This window comes from Citrobacter sp. Cu233, from assembly GCF_030332225.1.
In the GTDB taxonomy this organism is placed as follows: Bacteria; Pseudomonadota; Gammaproteobacteria; order Enterobacterales; family Enterobacteriaceae; genus Citrobacter.
On the sequence record NZ_JAOWIF010000033.1, the window covers coordinates 138,237 to 157,400 of the forward strand.

The 19,164-nt window shown below is 48.1% G+C and carries 14 protein-coding genes and 1 other RNA gene; 10 read left to right on the top strand and 5 right to left on the bottom strand.

What is annotated here, in order from left to right:
• Positions 1–6: 6 nt before the first annotated feature.
• The 5 genes from OGX95_RS10835 to garD all read right to left on the bottom strand — a co-directional run bounded on the left by OGX95_RS10835 (position 7) and on the right by garD (position 6,168).
• Positions 7–1,113: an ABC transporter ATP-binding protein gene (locus tag OGX95_RS10835; protein ID WP_286629410.1), complete on the bottom strand. Its 1,107-nt coding sequence runs from the start codon at positions 1,111–1,113 to the stop codon at positions 7–9.
• Positions 1,114–1,124: 11 nt separating this feature from the next.
• Positions 1,125–1,949 carry a carbohydrate ABC transporter permease gene (locus tag OGX95_RS10840; protein WP_286629411.1) on the bottom strand — a complete coding sequence of 275 codons (825 nt, stop codon included), beginning with the start codon at positions 1,947–1,949 and terminating at the stop codon, positions 1,125–1,127.
• Between the two features lie 9 nt (positions 1,950–1,958).
• The gene (locus OGX95_RS10845) at positions 1,959–2,903 is read right to left on the bottom strand and encodes a carbohydrate ABC transporter permease (protein ID WP_286629412.1); all 945 of its coding nucleotides are present in this window, start codon (positions 2,901–2,903) and stop codon (positions 1,959–1,961) included.
• A gap of 78 nt (positions 2,904–2,981) precedes the next feature.
• Positions 2,982–4,241: an ABC transporter substrate-binding protein gene (locus tag OGX95_RS10850; protein ID WP_042311206.1), complete on the bottom strand. Its 1,260-nt coding sequence runs from the start codon at positions 4,239–4,241 to the stop codon at positions 2,982–2,984.
• 355 nt (positions 4,242–4,596) lie between these two features.
• Positions 4,597–6,168, bottom strand: a complete 1,572-nt coding sequence (gene garD, locus OGX95_RS10855) for a galactarate dehydratase (RefSeq protein ID WP_286629413.1) — start codon at positions 6,166–6,168, stop codon at positions 4,597–4,599.
• A 411-nt stretch (positions 6,169–6,579) separates the two neighbouring features.
• Between garD and garP the strand changes: the two genes are divergently transcribed.
• The 10 genes from garP to OGX95_RS10905 all read left to right on the top strand — a co-directional run bounded on the left by garP (position 6,580) and on the right by OGX95_RS10905 (position 19,097).
• Complete coding sequence (garP, locus tag OGX95_RS10860) at positions 6,580–7,914, top strand: galactarate/glucarate/glycerate transporter GarP (RefSeq protein ID WP_286629414.1); 1,335 nt, start codon at positions 6,580–6,582, stop codon at positions 7,912–7,914.
• Positions 7,915–7,929: 15 nt separating this feature from the next.
• Positions 7,930–8,700, top strand: coding sequence for a 2-dehydro-3-deoxyglucarate aldolase (gene garL / locus OGX95_RS10865; protein ID WP_286629415.1), 771 nt, complete (start codon positions 7,930–7,932; stop codon positions 8,698–8,700).
• Between the two features lie 30 nt (positions 8,701–8,730).
• Positions 8,731–9,621 carry a 2-hydroxy-3-oxopropionate reductase gene (gene garR, locus OGX95_RS10870; protein ID WP_286629416.1) on the top strand — a complete coding sequence of 297 codons (891 nt, stop codon included), beginning with the start codon at positions 8,731–8,733 and terminating at the stop codon, positions 9,619–9,621.
• 65 nt (positions 9,622–9,686) lie between these two features.
• Positions 9,687–10,832 carry a glycerate 2-kinase gene (gene garK / locus OGX95_RS10875; protein WP_286629417.1) on the top strand — a complete coding sequence of 382 codons (1,146 nt, stop codon included), beginning with the start codon at positions 9,687–9,689 and terminating at the stop codon, positions 10,830–10,832.
• A gap of 32 nt (positions 10,833–10,864) precedes the next feature.
• Positions 10,865–11,241, top strand: an RNA gene (gene rnpB / locus OGX95_RS10880) — RNase P RNA component class A.
• A 480-nt stretch (positions 11,242–11,721) separates the two neighbouring features.
• Complete coding sequence (hdcC, locus tag OGX95_RS10885; RefSeq protein ID WP_005131726.1) at positions 11,722–13,074, top strand: histidine-histamine antiporter; 1,353 nt, start codon at positions 11,722–11,724, stop codon at positions 13,072–13,074.
• Between the two features lie 40 nt (positions 13,075–13,114).
• The gene (locus OGX95_RS10890; RefSeq protein ID WP_286629418.1) at positions 13,115–14,251 is read left to right on the top strand and encodes a histidine decarboxylase; all 1,137 of its coding nucleotides are present in this window, start codon (positions 13,115–13,117) and stop codon (positions 14,249–14,251) included.
• A gap of 211 nt (positions 14,252–14,462) precedes the next feature.
• A complete protein-coding gene (locus OGX95_RS10895) occupies positions 14,463–15,845 on the top strand; it encodes an amino acid permease (protein WP_286629419.1) in 1,383 nt (460 codons plus the stop codon).
• Complete coding sequence (gene hisS / locus OGX95_RS10900; protein ID WP_286629420.1) at positions 15,842–17,110, top strand: histidine--tRNA ligase; 1,269 nt, start codon at positions 15,842–15,844, stop codon at positions 17,108–17,110. Before OGX95_RS10895 ends, hisS begins: the two co-directional genes overlap by 4 nt.
• 148 nt (positions 17,111–17,258) lie before the next feature.
• Complete coding sequence (locus OGX95_RS10905; RefSeq protein ID WP_286629421.1) at positions 17,259–19,097, top strand: ATP phosphoribosyltransferase regulatory subunit; 1,839 nt, start codon at positions 17,259–17,261, stop codon at positions 19,095–19,097.
• Positions 19,098–19,164: the final 67 nt, after the last annotated feature.

Below are 19,164 nucleotides of genomic sequence, written 5' to 3' on the forward strand. Positions count from 1 at the left end.
TAACGGTCAGGCCAAATTTTCTTCATGTTTTTTATCAAACAAAAAGGCGGCTTCCAGATTAAATTTCACTTTGATAGATTCACCGGGAAGTGGGGTCCAGTCGGGTGAGGAGTTAATACGTAAGATCATATGTTGCTCACCAATATCAAAATGCAGAAGGTCTTCGTTGCCCATCCTTTCTACGTTGGTAATGTGCGCATCGAACGCAGAGGCATCATGCCGCGAGGCTAGCTGAATGGCCTCTGAGCGGATGCCAAACCAGACGCTGGAGTGCGGATATTGCTCCAGTAGGTTACTCAAGCGCGTATTTAATGGCAGGATTAAATTATCAGCCAGGCGCAGGCCACGAGTGCTGGGGGCAATATCAAGCAGCATAATATTCATTGCCGGATTACCAATAAAACCAGCAACAAATTTATTCCTGGGGTGATGGTAAATATTCCCTGGGGTATCCACCTGCATAATACGACCGCCATTTAGAACGCAAATCCTGTCTCCCATCGTCATTGCTTCAATCTGATCGTGCGTGACGTACACCATGGTTGCGCTCACGCCTTCGTGACGTAGTTGTCGATGCAGTTCTGTCAGCCGCACGCGCATTGAAACACGCAGTTTTGCATCCAGGTTGGACAGCGGCTCATCAAACAAAAAAACGTCTGGCTTACGCACGATGGCCCTGCCAACGGCTACGCGCTGGCATTGACCGCCTGAAAGCTGACCGGGCTTTTTGTCGAGCAATGTTTCGATTTCCAGCTTGTGTGCAGCTTCCCGGACGCGGATATCAATCTCTTCTTTGCTCATTTTCCCTAACAGACTGAATGCCATATTTTTATAAATCGTCATGTGGGGATAGAGGGCATAATTCTGGAAGACCATGGCAACGCCTCGCTCCTTTGGTAGCAGGTCGTTGACGCACTTCTCTCCGATTGCGATATGGCCATGAGTGATATCTTCCAGACCTGCAATCATGCGTAACAGCGTTGATTTGGCGCAGCCTGATGGCCCGACAAACACCATGAATTCGCCGTCGTGGATTTCAAGATCAACGCCATGGATCGCCTGAAAGCCATTGGGATAGACTTTGCTTACTGCCTGTAATTGAATACCTGACATAACACTGCCCCTTATCCTTTAATTCCGGCACCAGCGATGCCGCGAATAAAATAGCGCTGGAAGAAGATATAAAGTAACAACATCGGGATAATCGCCAGCAATGCGCCCGCCATTAACATCGGATATTCCACGCCTGAGCGGCCAGAAAGTGAGGCTAATCCTACTGGTAATGTCATTTTATCCATGGAGGTGTTGACGATCAGCGGCCACATTAAATTATTCCAGCTCCACAGTCCGTTAATAATGACGCAGGCAATCAGTCCCGGTTTAATTAATGGCAGCATAATTTTGAAGAAAATAGTCAAATGGTTATACCCATCCATAATGGCTGCCTCTTCCAGTTCTTTAGGTACTGACAGAAAAAACTGACGTAATAAAAAGGCGCTATATATGCTGAATAAGCCCGGTAGCACCAGTCCAGGAATTGAGTTCAGCAAACCGATTTTTTCAACGGTTAAAAACTGTGGGATTAAAAAGATCTGACCGGGCACCATCAGAATTGAAATACACAGCATAAACAGGACATCTCGTCCTTTGAAACGCAGTCGGGAGAAACCGTACGCTGCCATTGCCGCAATCAGCGTCTGCAAAATGACGATGACCAGCGTGGAGACGATCGAGTTAAAGTAAAAGCTGCCAAAAGGCATTTCATGCAAGATTTTACCGTAAGCCTGAAACCCTGGGCTGGCGGGTAGCAGGATCGGCGGAAAGGCGATGCTTTCTGCCTGGGTTTTAAAAGAGGTGATGATCATCCAGATAAACGGAACCACCGTTACCAGCGTCGCGAGGATCATCAGGCCGTAAATTAGCCATTTTTCACGTTTTGTCATGAACATCGTGGTGCCTCACTGTGCTTTAAGTCGTTTACCAATCCATATTTGCAGCAGCGTCAGGACCATCGTGATAACGAAAATCACCACGGCGATTGCTGAGGCATACCCTTTTTCATGGTAGATAAAGGCGTATTTATAGAAGAGATAGGCGATGGTCATCGTCTGATCGTCCACCATGGATGAACTGCCAAACAGCAGATAAACCACATCGAAAATTTGCAGCGTTTCGATAAAAGAGATCACCAGTACGAAAAACAGCGTTGGGATCATTAGCGGTAAGGTAATAGACCAGAATCCACGCAATTTGCTGATGCCATCCAGCGACATCGCTTCATAAATTTGTTTGGGGATCCCCTGCAATCCAGCGAGCAGAATGATCATCTTCAGCGCAATAGCCGACCAGATGATAACCAACGAGGCGCTCAGGCGGACGACATCGGGATCGGATAACCAACCGATGGCCGGAAGATCGAAAAAAGCCAGGATCTGATTAATTAAGCCGAAGTTTCGATTCATCAACCACTGCCAGACCATAGCAATGGCCGCAGGCATAGTGACAGCGGGTAGAAATAACAGTGTGCGAAACAACCACTGACCGCGAATCGCCTGATTCAGGCCAATTGCGAGCAGTAATGACAAAACGGTGATTATCGGTACGCAAATAAAAACATAGGCCAGGGTGTTATATATTGCTGAACGAAACTCATCATCGCTGAATAAATTAATATAGTTATCTAAGCTGATCGTCGTCCAGATCTGAAACTCGCCCAGATCGGTGAAACTATAAAAAACGTTCTGGAAGAATGGAGTAAAGTAAAAAACAATTAACCCCGCCAGTAACGGCATAATCATTATCCATCCCCAGAAGCGTTCTTCTTTTTCCAGCTTGGTCAGGGGTTTTTTGTGCACTTCCCTGGCTGGTAATTGTGGGGATGCAGCTTCATCTGAATAGCTCATACAGACTCCGGGATGCTCACTGTGCAACCAAAATATATTGCGTGGGCGAAAGCGAGAGGGAGCATGGCTCCCTCAGGATTATTTCTGCATCTCTCGTTCAACGCGTTTTGCAACACCAGGCATGACTTTTTCTGGGTCAGTACCCGTCCAGACTTTTTTCAAGCCATCATTCAGGATGCTATTCCACTTGGCGGTATTGGAGCCTGCGGTTGGATATTTATGTGAGAAAGCCAATGAATCGATATAGGCTGATACATCAATACCCTTAAAGCCTTCAGCCCACTCTTTGGCTACTTTTTGGTTAGCGGGGATCACGACTTTTCCCGTAGCCAGCGTCTGCTGCGCATGCTCAGAACTCATGAACTCAATGAACTTCCACGCCGCATCTTTATGCTGACTTTTTGCTGACATGGCAAATGCCAGGCTATGGGATACACCTGCCTGCTCTGCCATTTTAGGCATTGGTACCACGCCGATGTGATCCTTAATCAGCTCATTTTGAGAGAAGGGTAATGCCCACCATGAGCCTGCATAGACCATGGCCACTCGGTTGGACTGGAAGACATCCGAGGCTTCCATCTCGCCTGGCGGTTGGATTAGTCCCGCGTTCAGCATGCCTTGAACATCTCGATAGACGGCGATGGCTTTGTCATTGGCAACATCCGTTTTGCCCTCAGGCAGGACAATCTTATCGCCAGCCTGTAATAGCAGATTAAAGTAACTGTCCTGCCCGCTGCTGAATTCCATTGCCAGTGGATAAGACTGTTTATCCAACCCTTTACGCAACTGCACTGATTTTTGTTTTAAATCGTCCCATGTCCAGTTTTTATCGGGATAGCTCACGCCAGCCTGATCGAACATTTTTTTGTTGTACCAGACGGCAATTGCATCAATATCCCTTGGGATGGCATATTGCTGCGACTGGTATTGATAGGCATCGACTGAGCTTTTAACAAAATCATCCAGTTTCGGCGCTGATTTCTCTTTCAGATAATTGCTCAGTGGTTCCAGCATGCCATTTTTAACATATTGCTGGAAATTAGGCATATTCATCCAGAATACATCCGGTGCTACATTTCCACCGACTGCTGAACTTAGCTTGATAAAATATTGGTCATAAGGTGTTAATTCAATTTCGACTTTGATGCCAGGGTTGTTTTTTTCGAATTCATTAACGAGCTGTTGTTCGCCAGGGAGTTGATTACGGTCCCATAACGTGTAACGTAATTTAACAGGCTTTGCGTCCGATTGGCCTTCAGCACTCGCGACGACAGGAGTTGCCAGTAAACAGGAAATAAGACAGGCCAATGCGACATTATTTTTATTCAGGGTATACATAACTTCCCTCTTTATTCAGGTCAGAATGCTTATGAGGTAAATTACAGGAGCCTATGAATAATCTGTTTTACATCGGAGAAAGTCAAAGCGGTAAAAAATAGGGGATTATCGCATTAAAACAGGGTCGTCTTTCGGTAGGTTTCTCTTTTATCAAAACGAAAATATAACATAAAACAATGGCGACATTATTTCGTTTAATTTCATGTTGTTAGTTTCATTTTGTGGGTTTGAATCGAAAAAAACAGATGTTTAAAAAAACCTCTTAAAATGCGAACGTTATCACTTTATTTGTTGTTACATAGACATAAAAAACGGGGATAAATCCCCGTTTTTTCGTTGGCTTTCGTTTCGATAATCAGGTCACTGGTGCCGGGTTAAATACCGCCAGCTGGTTATGTAATCCCCATTGATCCGAGAAGGTTTTCTTACGCCCGCTGGCCACGTCGAGAATAAACTCGAATAGCTTCAAACCTACCTCTTCGATGGTTTCTTCTCCGGTCGCGATGGTGCCTGCGTTGATGTCCATCAGATCAAACCAACGATTAGCCAGTTCAGTGCGTGTTGCCATTTTTATCACCGGAACGGCCATCAGACCGTACGGCGTGCCGCGACCGGTGGTAAATACCTGCACGGTGATCCCGGAAGCAACCTGCTGAGTTCCACAGACAAAATCGCTGGCGGGGGTAGCCGCGTATATCAGACCGCGTTTGGTTGGGCGCTGGCCCGGCGACAGCACCTCGACAATGGCGCTTTTTCCTGATTTAGCAATGGAGCCCAGCGCTTTTTCTACGACGTTTGCCAGGCCGCCTTTTTTGTTACCGGGAGAGGGGTTAGCGCTGCGGTCAGTTTTCCCCATATCGAGATAGTTGTCGTACCAGGCCATCTCTTCGAGCAGGCGCTTGCCCACCTCTTCGTTAATTGCGCGAGGGGTCAGAAGGTGGATGGCATCGCGCACTTCGGTCACTTCAGAGAACATCACGGTCGCGCCGCAGCGTACTAACAGGTCGGAGGCATAACCCACCGCCGGGTTGGCCGTTACGCCAGAAAATGCATCGCTGCCGCCGCATTGCATGCCGACCACCAGCTCAGAAGCCGGACAGGTTTCGCGCTGGCGCTGATTGAGCTTTGCCAGATGGCGCTCGGCTACCTGCAAAATATCTTCTACCATGGATTTAAAACCAACGTGTTTTTCATCCTGCAGGCTGACGATGCTGGCGCTGTCTACCGGAATACTTTTTACATCGTGAGTACCTTCCAGCAGGCGCTCAGGCTGGAGTTTTTCACAGCCAAGGCCGATGACCATTACTTCACCGCCGAAGTTCGGGTTCAGTGCAATATTGTGGATTGTACGAATCGGCACGATGGCTGCTGGCGCGTTGATCGCCACGCCACAGCCATACAGATGATTGAGTCCCACCACGCCGTCGACGTTTGGGTATTTTGGCAGCAGGTCACGTTCTATGATTTTCACTACATAATCCACCACGCCTGCCACACAGTGCACACTGGTGGAGATACCAAGCAGGTTCTTGGTGCCGACGCTGCCGTCAGCATTGCGGTACCCTTCGAAGGTATAACCTTCCAGCGGTGGCAGTGGTTCCGGGACTTTGGTTGCCAGCGGTAATGTTTCCAGCGGCGGGGCTTTTGGCAGTTCAACCATAGATTCATCGATCCAGCTGCCGCGTGGGATATCGCGAACGGCGAAACCTATTACTTCACCATAGCGGACGATTTCGCCATGAGCAGGAATATCTGTTAGTGCCACTTTATGGCCCTGGGGGATATGCTCTATCAGCGCCAGTCCATCCGGAAAACGTGTCCCGGCTTTCAGACCATTGTCATTGACAATAATCGCCACATTATCTGTGTCATGTACTTTAATATAAAACGCCGTTGGCGATTCTTGTCTAATTTCGATGTCGGCCATTGTCCAGTATTCTCCAGCCAGGTGGTGATAATAATTGTACGGGTGTTGTTATATTGAAGCTAATTAAAAGCAATAAAGACTTGGTATTGTGAAATAAGAATGTCAGGAGATTAAATCTGAGAATGTGACCGTGATCACTTAAATTCAGGTACACCACGCCGCCAGAGGTGGCAATGCGTAAATGTGTGCATTAGCGCCCATGCTTATGTGCATATGCCTAAGAAAATATTCTAACGACCTTTCTTTAATGAGCGTTTGCACAATGATTAACCTTGTCACGCTGATTATACTAAATCACGGTTTCATAGCGCCTGATAAATTATTGCGTATTTTTATTGGCGGTAATTAATTATTAAAAATGCCTGCCAACTAATAAAAGATATGTGCCAGAGGTAACCCGAGGTAAATAGTATGATACTGGATACGGTTGTAGAGAAAAAGAAAGGCACGCACACTCGTTATTTAATATTGCTGGTAATCTTTATTGTTACAGCCGTTAACTATGCTGACCGTGCGACGTTGTCTATTGCCGGCACAGAAGTAGCGAAAGAGCTACAGCTTAGCGCCATATCAATGGGTTACATTTTTTCGGCTTTTGGCTGGGCTTATTTGCTAATGCAAATTCCCGGCGGATGGCTGCTCGACAAGTTTGGCTCGAAGAAAGTCTACACATACAGCCTGTTTTTCTGGTCGCTGTTTACCTTTCTGCAGGGTTTTGTAGATATGTTCCCGCTGGCCTGGGCGGGTATTTCAATGTTCATCATGCGTTTCATGCTGGGCTTCTCTGAAGCGCCGTCTTTCCCGGCTAACGCACGTATTGTGGCCGCCTGGTTCCCCACAAAAGAGCGCGGCACGGCATCGGCAATTTTTAACTCCGCGCAGTACTTCTCCCTGGCATTATTTTCCCCACTGTTGGGGTGGTTAACTTTTGCCTGGGGCTGGGAACATGTCTTTACCGTGATGGGGGTAATCGGCTTTGTACTGACCGGGCTGTGGGTGAAACTGATCCATAACCCGACCGAGCATCCGCGTATGTCGCAAGAAGAACTGAAGTTTATCTCTGACAACGGCGCGGTTGTGGATATGGATCACAAGAAGCCGGGCGATGCGGCATCTGGTGGCCCTAAGCTGCATTATATCAAGCAGTTGCTGACTAATCGCATGATGCTGGGTGTGTTCTTCGGACAGTATTTTATCAATACCATCACCTGGTTCTTTCTGACCTGGTTCCCGATCTACCTAGTGCAAGAAAAAGGCATGTCGATCCTGAAGGTAGGTCTGGTGGCTTCTATTCCTGCGCTGTGTGGATTTGTCGGTGGCGTGTTGGGCGGGGTGTTCTCCGATTATCTGATTAAACGCGGCTCCAGTATTACTCTGGCGCGTAAGCTGCCAATTGTGCTTGGGATGCTGCTCGCGTCGACCATCATTCTGTGTAACTACACCGATAACACCACTCTGGTGGTGGCGTTGATGGCACTGGCGTTCTTCGGAAAAGGCTTCGGCGCGCTGGGCTGGCCGGTGATTTCAGATACTGCACCGAAAGAAATAGTCGGTCTGTGTGGTGGTGTCTTTAACGTATTTGGCAACGTCGCTTCCATCGTAACCCCGCTGGTGATTGGTTATCTGGTGAGCGAACTGCACTCATTTAATGCTGCGCTGATGTTTGTAGGATGCTCGGCGCTGATGGCGATGGTTTGCTACCTGTTTATTGTCGGTGACATTAAACGTATGGAATTGCAGAAATAAATAAAGGTATAGGCGATGAATAACACGATATTCCCGAACAAATTTAAAGCGGCCCTCGCGGCACATCAGGTGCAGATTGGCTGCTGGTCTGCACTGGCCAATCCAATCAGTACCGAGGTATTAGGTTTGGCAGGTTTTGACTGGCTGGTGCTGGATGGTGAGCATGCACCGAACGATATCTCGACGTTTATCCCACAGTTGATGGCACTGAAAGGTAGCATCAGTGCACCGGTCGTGCGTGTGCCGACCAATGAGCCGGTGATCATCAAGCGTCTGCTGGATATCGGGTTTTATAACTTCCTGATCCCGTTTGTTGAAACCGAAAAAGAGGCGGTGAACGCCGTGGCGTCTACACGTTATCCGCCGGAAGGTATTCGCGGCGTGTCCGTTTCCCACCGTGCCAATATGTTTGGCACCGTGCCGGACTACTTCGCGCAGTCCAACAAAAACATCACCATCATCGTGCAAATCGAAAGCCAGCAGGGCGTTGATAACGTGGATGCGATTGCTGCAACCGAAGGTGTTGACGGTATCTTCGTCGGCCCAAGCGATTTGGCCGCAGCGTTAGGTCACCTGGGGAATGCTTCTCACCCTGAGGTGCAAAAGGCGATTCAACACATCTTTGCCCGCGCGAAAGCACATGGTAAGCCAAGCGGTATTCTGGCTCCGGTCGAGGCAGATGCCCGTCGCTATCTGGAGTGGGGCGCGACGTTTGTTGCCGTTGGCAGCGACCTTGGCGTGTTCCGTTCAGCCACGCAGAAACTGGCTGATTCTTTTAAGAAATAACCACCATCGACAGTAGAGAGAGATAGATATATGACAATGAAAGTTGGTTTTATTGGCCTCGGTATTATGGGTAAACCAATGAGTAAAAACCTCCTCAAGGCAGGTTACTCGCTGGTGGTTGCTGACCGTAATCCGGAAGCGATTGCGGAAGTGATAGCCGCAGGCGCAGAAACGGCGACTACGGCGAAAGCCATTGCCGAGCAGTGTGACGTGATCATCACTATGCTGCCGAACTCTCCGCACGTGAAAGAAGTGGCGCTGGGGGAAGGCGGCATTATTGAAGGGGCGAAGCCAGGGACTGTGCTGATCGACATGAGCTCCATCGCGCCGTTAGCCAGCCGTGAAATCAGCGACGCGCTGAAGGCGAAAGGTGTGGATATGCTGGATGCGCCGGTAAGCGGCGGCGAGCCAAAAGCGATTGATGGCACGCTGTCGGTAATGGTTGGCGGTGATAAAGCGATTTTCGACAAGTACTACGATCTGCTGAAGGCGATGGCGGGCTCTGTGGTGCATACCGGCGAAATCGGCGCGGGTAACGTCACCAAGCTGGCGAACCAGGTCATTGTGGCGCTGAACATTGCCGCGATGTCTGAAGCACTGACGCTGGCGACCAAAGCCGGAGTGAACCCGGATCTGGTATATCAGGCGATCCGGGGTGGGCTGGCGGGAAGCACCGTACTGGATGCGAAAGCGCCGATGGTGATGGACCGTAACTTTAAGCCGGGTTTCCGTATTGATCTGCATATTAAGGATCTGGCGAACGCACTGGACACTTCTCATGGCGTAGGTGCACAGCTACCGCTGACTGCTGCGGTTATGGAGATGATGCAAGCGCTGCGCGCAGATGGACTGGGAACCGCTGATCACAGTGCTCTTGCGTGCTACTACGAAAAACTGGCGAAAGTGGAAGTCACTCGCTAACAAGAAGGGCGCGGATGCGCGCCCTGTATTTCTTGCCTTGCGCGGCACAGTCAGGCTACATAACTATGAAAATCGTAATTGCCCCAGACTCTTATAAAGAAAGCCTTTCTGCCACCGAGGTAGCTCAGGCAATAGAAAAAGGATTTCGGGAAGTTTTTCCTGATGCGCAATATGTTTCTGTTCCGGTTGCCGATGGTGGTGAAGGGACCGTGAAAGCGATGATAGCCGCGACGCAGGGGACTGAACGTTCAGCCCTGGTGACGGGACCGCTGGATGAAAAAGTGAATGCCTGCTGGGGCATGTCCGGTGATGGTAAAACCGCGTTTATTGAAATGGCTGCAGCCAGTGGTCTGGCGTTGGTTCCTCCAGAAAAGCGCAACCCGTTAGTCACCACGTCGCGTGGCACCGGGGAGCTGATATTGCAGGCGCTGGATAGCGGTGCGCATAGCATCATTATCGGCATTGGCGGCAGTGCGACCAATGACGGTGGTGCGGGTATGGTGCAGGCTCTGGGGGCAAAACTCTGTGATGCCAACGGTACTGAAATCGGTTACGGCGGCGGCAGTCTGACTTGTCTCAGTACCATCGATGTTTCGGGGCTGGATCCGCGCTTAAAAACCTGTTCAATCCGTGTCGCCTGCGATGTGACGAATCCTCTGACGGGCGATACTGGCGCATCCCGCATCTTTGGGCCCCAGAAAGGGGCGACTGAGGAACACATTGTTGAGCTGGACCGTAATCTCTCCCACTATGCCGATATCATTAAAAAATCGCTCAGGGTGGATGTGAAAGACGTGCCAGGCGCAGGAGCGGCTGGTGGTATGGGGGCCGCATTAATGGCTTTTTTAGGCGCGGAGCTGCGCAGCGGTATCGAGATTGTGACTCAGGCGCTCAATCTGGAAGAACATATTCACGATTGTACGCTGGTGGTCACCGGTGAGGGACGCATCGACAGCCAGAGTGTGCATGGCAAAGTGCCGATTGGTGTGGCAAATGTGGCGAAGAAGTACCATAAACCAGTAATTGGTATTGCCGGTAGCCTGACACGCGATGTGGACGTGGTACATCAATATGGCATTGATGCCGTGTTTAGCGTATTAACCCGTATCGGCACGCTGGAGGACGCTTTTCGCGGGGCATCGGATAATATTTACCGCGCTTCAAGGAATATTGCTGCCACGCTGGCAATCGGAATGCGTAGTGCGGGGTGACAAAGGCGCACGAACCCTCTATACTGCGCGCCGAAGCTGACCAGACAGTCGCCGCTTCGTCGTCGTCCTCTTCGGGGGAGACGGGCGGAGGGGAGGAAAGTCCGGGCTCCATAGGGCAGGGTGCCAGGTAACGCCTGGGGGGGAAACCCACGACCAGTGCAACAGAGAGCAAACCGCCGATGGCCCACGCAAGTGGGATCAGGTAAGGGTGAAAGGGTGCGGTAAGAGCGCACCGCGCGGCTGGTAACAGTCCGTGGCACGGTAAACTCCACCCGGAGCAAGGCCAAATAGGGGTTCACAAGGTACGGCCCGTACTGAACCCGGGTAGGCTGCTTGAGCCAGTGAGCGATTGCTGGCCTAGATGAATGACTGTCCACGACAGAACCCGGCTTATCGGTCAGCTTCACTCTTTATAAAACCCCGCTTCGGCGGGGTTTTTGCTTTATGAGGTGTAACCCACAGAACGTAATCGTTTTATCCGTTGTAACATAAATTACGTTCCCTCTTTTGAATCACACTCTTCTACTTTATCCCTATCAGAATGCCCGTTTTTGGCGTCATAAACAGGGCTCTTTTAAATTACTCATGATTATTAACATTAAAACAACACAATCGAAAAAAAAGTACATCATTAATGAATGTTCGCCGGGATTTTTTCCCCTGATTATTTTAGTGCCGGCTTTACTTTATTTAGGTCGAATAAAAGGGGACAGAGTCAATTACTAATGAAATGGTTAAATAGTGAGCAAAAGCACCGCTCAAAAAAAATTGATTCATTATTATTTTTGATTGTTGTCACAATAATGGACATTTCTATTCATAACAATGGCCCACGAATTCAGTACGAATTTCCACTTATTGCAAAATTTTAAATTAATAGGAAACCATTATGGGAACAGTAAGCTCAGGCTCTGCTCATAAAATGGGAGTCATTGCCCTAACGTTAGTGACCGCATCAAATATGATGGGGTCTGGCGTATTTATGTTGCCAACTAATCTCGCAGGAATAGGCTCCATCTCAATATGGGGATGGGTATTTACCATCATCGGTGTTATTGCACTTGCGTTAGTTTTCGCTAAAACCAGTCTAATTACACCTCGTACCGGCGGTATCGTTGCTTATGCCAGTGATGCCTTTGGCCCATTCATTGGGTTTCAGACAACAATGTGCTATTGGATCAGCGCATGGGTAGGAAACGTTGCATTATTGGTCGCAGGTGTCGGCTATCTCAGTTTCTTTTTCCCAGAACTTAAAAATCCAACTTACGGTTGTATTGCCGCAATTATTATTCTGTGGGCATTTGTTTTCCTTGCTAGTTTTGGTGCCAAAGTTGCGGGGCGGGCACAATCCTTTACCGCAACCTGCGGGTTAATTGTAATTTTAGGCGTAGGATTTATTGGGTGGTTCTGGTTTAACCCGTCGCTCTATACTGAAGTTTATAATGGAACGGGTCATAGTGATTCCTCAGCAATAATTTCTGCTGCGTCGATTGCGCTATGGGGCTTCCTTGGCATTGAATCTGCAGTCGTTTCTACCGGTCAGGTCGAAGATCCTGAACGTACGGTTCCTCGGGCTACCGTTATGGGGTTATTAATCGCTTCCGTATGTTATGTCGGCAGCTGCACCGTTATTATGGGGTTGGTACCACATAACGTTCTGGTAGATTCAGCAGCACCTTTTGCTGATGCCGCACGTTATATGTTCGGTAATACGGCAGGGAACATTGCTTCTGCATTGAGCATCATCGCCTGCTTTGGTTCAATTTCCGGTTGGCTGATACTTCAGTCAGAAGGCCCGCGCGCAGGTGCTCAACAAGGACTTTTCCCGAAATTCTTTGAAGAAACCAACAAGCAAGATGTCCCGATGAAAAGCCTCATTTTTACCGGTGTATTAATGAGTATTGTCTTGCTGTTGACGGCATCTCCGAATCTGGCGAAACAATTCCAGGCCGTAATCTTAATGTCGGTGTTTGCTTCACTTCTGCCATATATGTATGCCCTGATTTCGCTTCCAATTATCCTTGTTTCAAAGAAAGCCAATCGTGGAAGATCGTTTATGTTTTACTGCACGTTGGTTGTTATTGGCATGATTTACTGCATTTTTGCTTTGCTTGGTTCTGGCAGCGACTCCATATTCTGGGGAATCTTGATGATGATGGTAACCATTCCATTATTCTCTTTTGTTGCCGCCGGACGTAGTAAGAAAGGTCAGGATATTCTTTATTTAGATAAGCGTATCTAAACGTATCCAACTGTATTGGTTTTATTCACGGGAGTTTAAAATGACATTATCTATTGTCGATCAGAATAAGCTCGATGCTTTTTGGTCATATTGCGTAAAAAATCAGTATTTTAATATAGGTTATCCGGAGTCAGCCGACTTCGATTACACGATACTGGAACGGTTTATGCGTTTCTCCATAAATAATTGTGGTGACTGGGGGGAGTATTGTAATTATTTGCTGAACTCGTTTGATTTTGAAAAAGAAGTAATGGAGTATTTTGCCAGAATTTTCAAAATCCCATTTGAAGAAAGCTGGGGGTACGTTACCAATGGGGGAACTGAAGGTAATATGTTTGGCTGCTATCTGGGGCGTGAACTGTTTCCAGAAGGTACGCTTTATTACTCGAAAGATACTCATTATTCCGTTGCAAAAATTGTTAAGTTGTTGCGCATTAAATCAAGTCTGGTGGAATCACAGCCGAATGGTGAGATGGACTACGATGATTTGATTCGTAAAATTCAACGCGATAACGAAGAACATCCGATTATTTTTGCAAATATCGGCACAACCGTTCGTGGCGCTATTGATAATATTGCTGAGATCCAACAACGGATTGATCAGCTGGGTATCAAACGTGACGATTATTATTTACACGCTGATGCTGCGTTGAGCGGTATGATTTTGCCGTTTGTGAACGATCCGCAACCTTTTAACTTCGCTGATGGTATTGATTCTATTGGTGTTTCCGGCCACAAAATGATTGGTTCGCCTATTCCCTGCGGCATTGTGGTAGCGAAAAGGAAAAATGTTGACCGGATTTCTGTCGAAATTGATTACATCTCTGCACACGATAAAACCATTTCTGGTTCTCGTAACGGCCATACACCGCTAATGATGTGGGAAGCTATTCGCAGCCATTCCTGGAGTGACTGGCAACGCCGCATTGAACATAGCCTGAATATGGCGCAGTACGCAGTCGATCGCTTACAGGCTGCTGGTATTGATGCCTGGCGCAATAAAAACTCTATTACCGTGGTTTTCCCTTGCCCGTCAGAAGCTGTCTGGAAGAAGCACTGTCTGGCCACATCCGGTGAAATCGCACACCTGATTACCACTGCACACCACCTTGACTCCAGCAAGATTGATGAGCTGATTGACGATGTGATCGCCGACCTGAACCAGCAGGCCGCATGAAGAAAGGGCAGTGATAATCATCACTGCCCTCAGGGGGGCGCAACCGATGCCGAGACCAATCATTATCGGTTGCGTCTATCAGACTCTGAACTTACAGAGCCTTCAACGAGATTACCGCTTTACCGATGGGTTGTAACGACAAACTTTGGCCCAGGACATGCGCGGGAGAAGTCCCGCTCATCTCACCATGATCTATTAAATGAGGACTGGCATGGATAAATGTTGCGCGAAAACAAACCAAATGGGCCTGCTTGCGCTGACCATGATGACAGCATCAAATATGATGGGTAGCGGTGTGTTTATGCTGCCTGCCACGCTCGCGAGAATTGGTTCAATCTCTGTCTGGGGATGGGGGCTCGCGTTTTTAGCGATTGCTGCCCTGGCACTCATTTTTTGTAAAATGAGTGAGTTATTTCCGCGCAATGGCGGCATCATAGCCAGTATTACTGCCAGCTTTGGCCCCTTTATCGGCCTACAAATGACATTGTTCTATTGGTTGTCAACGTGGATTGGCAACTGCGCGCTGCTGTTAGCCGGCGTGGGATATCTCTCTTTCTTCTTCCCGGTATTACACAACCCACTTTATGGCACGACGGCATGCATTGTGCTGCTTTGGTGTTCTGTTCTTTGGGGATTACGTGGGGCGAAGCGGGTTGGTTATATGCAAATGTTTACGGGCAGTTGCATGGTGCTGGTGATCTTAAGCATTGGTGTCATGGGCTGGGGACATTTTGACGTTGCTCGTTATCAGGCAGCCTGGAATCTTAGTGGCGTCAGCGATCATCAGGCAATCATTAACGCGGCAACCCTCTCATTATGGGGTTTTCTGGGGATTGAATCTGCATCTGTCTCGTTTAGCCAGGTAAAAAACCCTCGTCGCACAATACCGCTGGCTACCTTGTTAGGGTTGGGGCTCGCTGGGTTATGTTATGCCAGTTCAACCAATGTCATGATGGGTCTACTCCCCCATGATGTACTGATGAACTCCTCTTCTCCTTTTGCCGATAGCGCGAAAGCAATGTGGGGCAGCACGGCTGGGGCGATTATTTCAGCCATGGTCGTTATCGCTTGCCTCGGTGCGATGCCTGGTTGGCAAATCCTGCAAACGGAAGTGCCCAGGGCTGCGGCAGAAGATAATTTGCTCCCTGCTTTTTTTGCCCGTACTAACCGCCATGGTGTTCCCTGGCTTGGGTTGGTTTTTACTGCAGCGCTGATGACTGCACTCCTGCTATTCACATTGTCGCCAAATCTGCAGAACCAGTTCCAGAGCGTGATTACATTGGCCATCTCTGCCAGCTTACTCCCCTATGCATTTGCTGCAGTATCACTGCCGGTCATGATGGTTGTTAATCGCCGGGGAGGAGATGCCAGTTTCTGGACTTATTGCTGCCTCAGTCTGGTTGCGCTGAGCTTTATTGCACTGGCGCTAATGACAGAGAGTGCCTCTACCGTGGTATGGGGAATTATTTTACAGATGATCACCATCCCTCTTTACCTTCTTTATGTTGCCCGGCGTCATCGCCTGAACAAGGGTGCCCCGCAGCACAATTTGACTGAACAATCTTTTTCTTTATTAAGTAAGGAGTTGTCATGAGCAAAATTCAGGCCATACGAGGTATGCGCGATGTGCTGCCTGACGAAACACCAATGTGGCAGTGGCTGGAGCGCAAGTTTCATCAAATGGCGTTTCGTTATGGATACCAGGAAATGCGCCTGCCGCTCCTGGAGCCCGTTGCGCTTTTTGAACGTGCTGTGGGTGAAGCGACTGATATCGTCTCAAAAGAAATGTACGACTTTACCGATAAAAGCGGTGAGCATATTACCTTGCGCCCGGAAGGGACCAGCGGATGTATGCGCGCGGTTTTGGAAAATAACATGTGTTACAACAAGTCGCAGCGTTTGTGGTATCAGGGACCGATGTTTCGTTACGAGCGTCCGCAAAAAGGGCGGTTACGCCAGTTCACGCAGTTTGGCGTCGAAGCCTTCGGAATGTCCGGTGCTGATGTCGATGCTGAACTGATCTTTATGGTGCGCGATCTATTTGAAGATTTAGGCATATCACAGAACGTGCGGCTGGAAATAAACTCACTAGGGACGCCAGAAGAACGGCGGGCACATCGCAGGGAACTGGTGAGTTGGTTTACTCAACATAGAGACTTGTTGGACGAAGATAGCATCAAGCGCCTGGACGTGAACCCTCTGCGTATCCTCGATAGTAAAAACCCTGAAATGCAAGAAATGATAGAGAACGCACCTCGTTTACTGGATTTTCTGGAAGATGATTCACAGCGGCATTTTAATACGCTGCGGACTCTGCTCGACAATGCCGGTATAACCTATCACATTAACCCACGACTGGTGCGCGGGTTGGATTACTATTCACGCACTGTATTTGAATGGATTACCGATGATTTAGGTTCTCAGGGGACAGTCTGCGGTGGTGGTCGTTATGATGGTCTGGCTGAGTTGTTTAATGGTAAAAAATTGCCCGCCTGTGGGTTTGCTATAGGTATCGAACGATTGTTGCTTCTGCTGCAGACTGTTTATGACGGCCTGAATCCTCAGTGGCAATTCCATCCTGATGTTGTGATTACCAGCGAGCTAGAGGACGGGGGCATACAGGTGCAAGTGCTGGCTTGTGCGCTCCGTCGAGACTTGCCTGGTTTACGTGTCCTCACTGATTGTAGCGGTACCAAACTTAAACGACAGCATCAAAATGCTCTTAAGAGTGGTTGTCGTTTTATTCTGACCATTAATGCTGATCAACAAATTCGTCTTTGGGATTTACAAAATAACCAGCAAAATTTACTAGCGATTCAAGATATTGCATTACGACTTGATGAGCTTAACCAGAAATAAGCGAAATGGGCTATCAAAAGGGCTTCTTGTTGTCTTTTGATAGCTCCTGTAAGATTCTTTAGAAATCCTTATATATTAACAGCCGTGGCTTATGCACTAATAAAAAACACTATTTAGCCAACTTAAATATTATTTACACATTATTCCTATGCCACGAAAAAACCGATTATTTATCGATGGAATTCCTCACCTCGTGCAATTGTGCGGGCATAATGATGAAACTATTTTTAAAGGTGAAGAAGATTACCAGTATTTTTATCAATGCGTCGATACTGCAATGAGTATTTATGCAATAAAATTGCATGCGTATTCTCTTTCATCAAAAAAAATATTTTTGTTTTTGTCCGCTCCTGATAAAGAATGCCTCGGGCGTTTTATGCAATATATTGCCAAAGGTTACACCCACTACTTCAACCACCGTCACCAGCGCCATGGTACGCTTTGGGATAGTCGATACAATTGCTGCCCCGTCGAACCCAACGCCTATTTCTTACTGACAAAAAAATACGTTGAATGCCATTGCGTGGATGAAACACCTCATCATAGTTTTGCGGATTCCCCCGAAGTGCGGATTACTCCCCATGAGGAGTACCTGCGCCTCGGAGAAAATGCAGCGCAGCGTTCAGGTGCCTATCAGCGCTTTTGCCTGGGGATGATTGCTCCAGCAGTCATTACGCGTATTGAGTCATCTCTGGTGCAAAACTGCCTACTGGCAACGACGCCTTACTCTCAGTCACTGGAAGAAAAATACCAGCGAAATCTGCGGCCACGGAAAAGTGGGCGCCCACGTAAGCATTACCAGAACCCCGCCGCGGACTGGGAGTGGCTGGAAAAAAAAGCGGAGTACTTATTGCAGCAGTATTGCTACAAGGAGATCCGTATGCCACTTCTTGAAAGGTTGGAAGAAAACGCTACGAGGTCTTTTTCCGGTGAAAGTAATGAGCTAATGCTTAATCATCAGGCGTTGTTCCGTGGTGATGGAACGATGGGATGCCTACGGCTTTTATCGCAATATCAGAATTTACAAATTGGCACACGATTATGGTATCTGGGGGCAATGTTCCGTCGTCAGAACCAGCAGAACATCAGCCAATTTCATCAATTGGGCGTGGAAGCGTTTGGCTATCCAGATATTGGCATTGAGATTGAACTCATTTCCTTACAATATGATTTTTTCAAATCGCTACAACTGTTGCCGTTTGTCGAACTCAAAATCAATACATTAGGAAATGTAGAGGAGTTCACTCAATTTCGCCGTCATTTGCAGCAATACTATCAGCCGATGGCATCACTGCTTAATGCCAGGCAGCTAGCTTGCCTGGAGCAACATCCTGAGCGTTTATTGAGTGATAAAGATAATTTGATGCTGCGGTTGGCAGAAAAAGCGCCGCAACTTGAAGCATGCCTGTCATTACAATCCCGCCAGAGTTTTACGCATCTTTGCAACTCACTGACTGCATTGAATATCCCTTTTACCCACGATAAGAATCTCTTCCCCGTAAATGACTATAACGACCAGCTTTTCGAATGGTATGCGGATTCGTTGCATCATAATAAATTGCTGTGTCGGGGCGGGCGTTACGACAATAGCGCCAGTAGGTTAATTGGGCATCCTGTCTCGGCATGTGGTTTCGCTTTCATGCTGGAACCGATTATGCAGTTGCTCACCACTACGAAAAAAGGCAGCGATTACGGTAAGCATGTCGATGTTGTCATCATACCCAGCCAGGAACGGGCACGGGATCAGGCAATACTGCTTGGTCGCCGACTCAGGCGTAATTTCCCGCATTTGAGCATTGTCAATGATTGCTCCACGCTACGCTTATCAACCCGGCAGAAGAACGCGCAACGTCAGGGAGCACGTTTTATTTTGCTTATCGACGGTAGCGACAATGAGGTCACTTTTTGCGATGAAGAAAACCATTGCTGGGTGCAAATCCCTCTTCATGAAGTGACTGCACATTTGAGTATGGCGTTAATGATGTAACCCGGTAGCTCGCAATGAGAAGTGGCCTTCCCTTTACTGAAGGGCATAACTTTCTTTATCTGGTAAA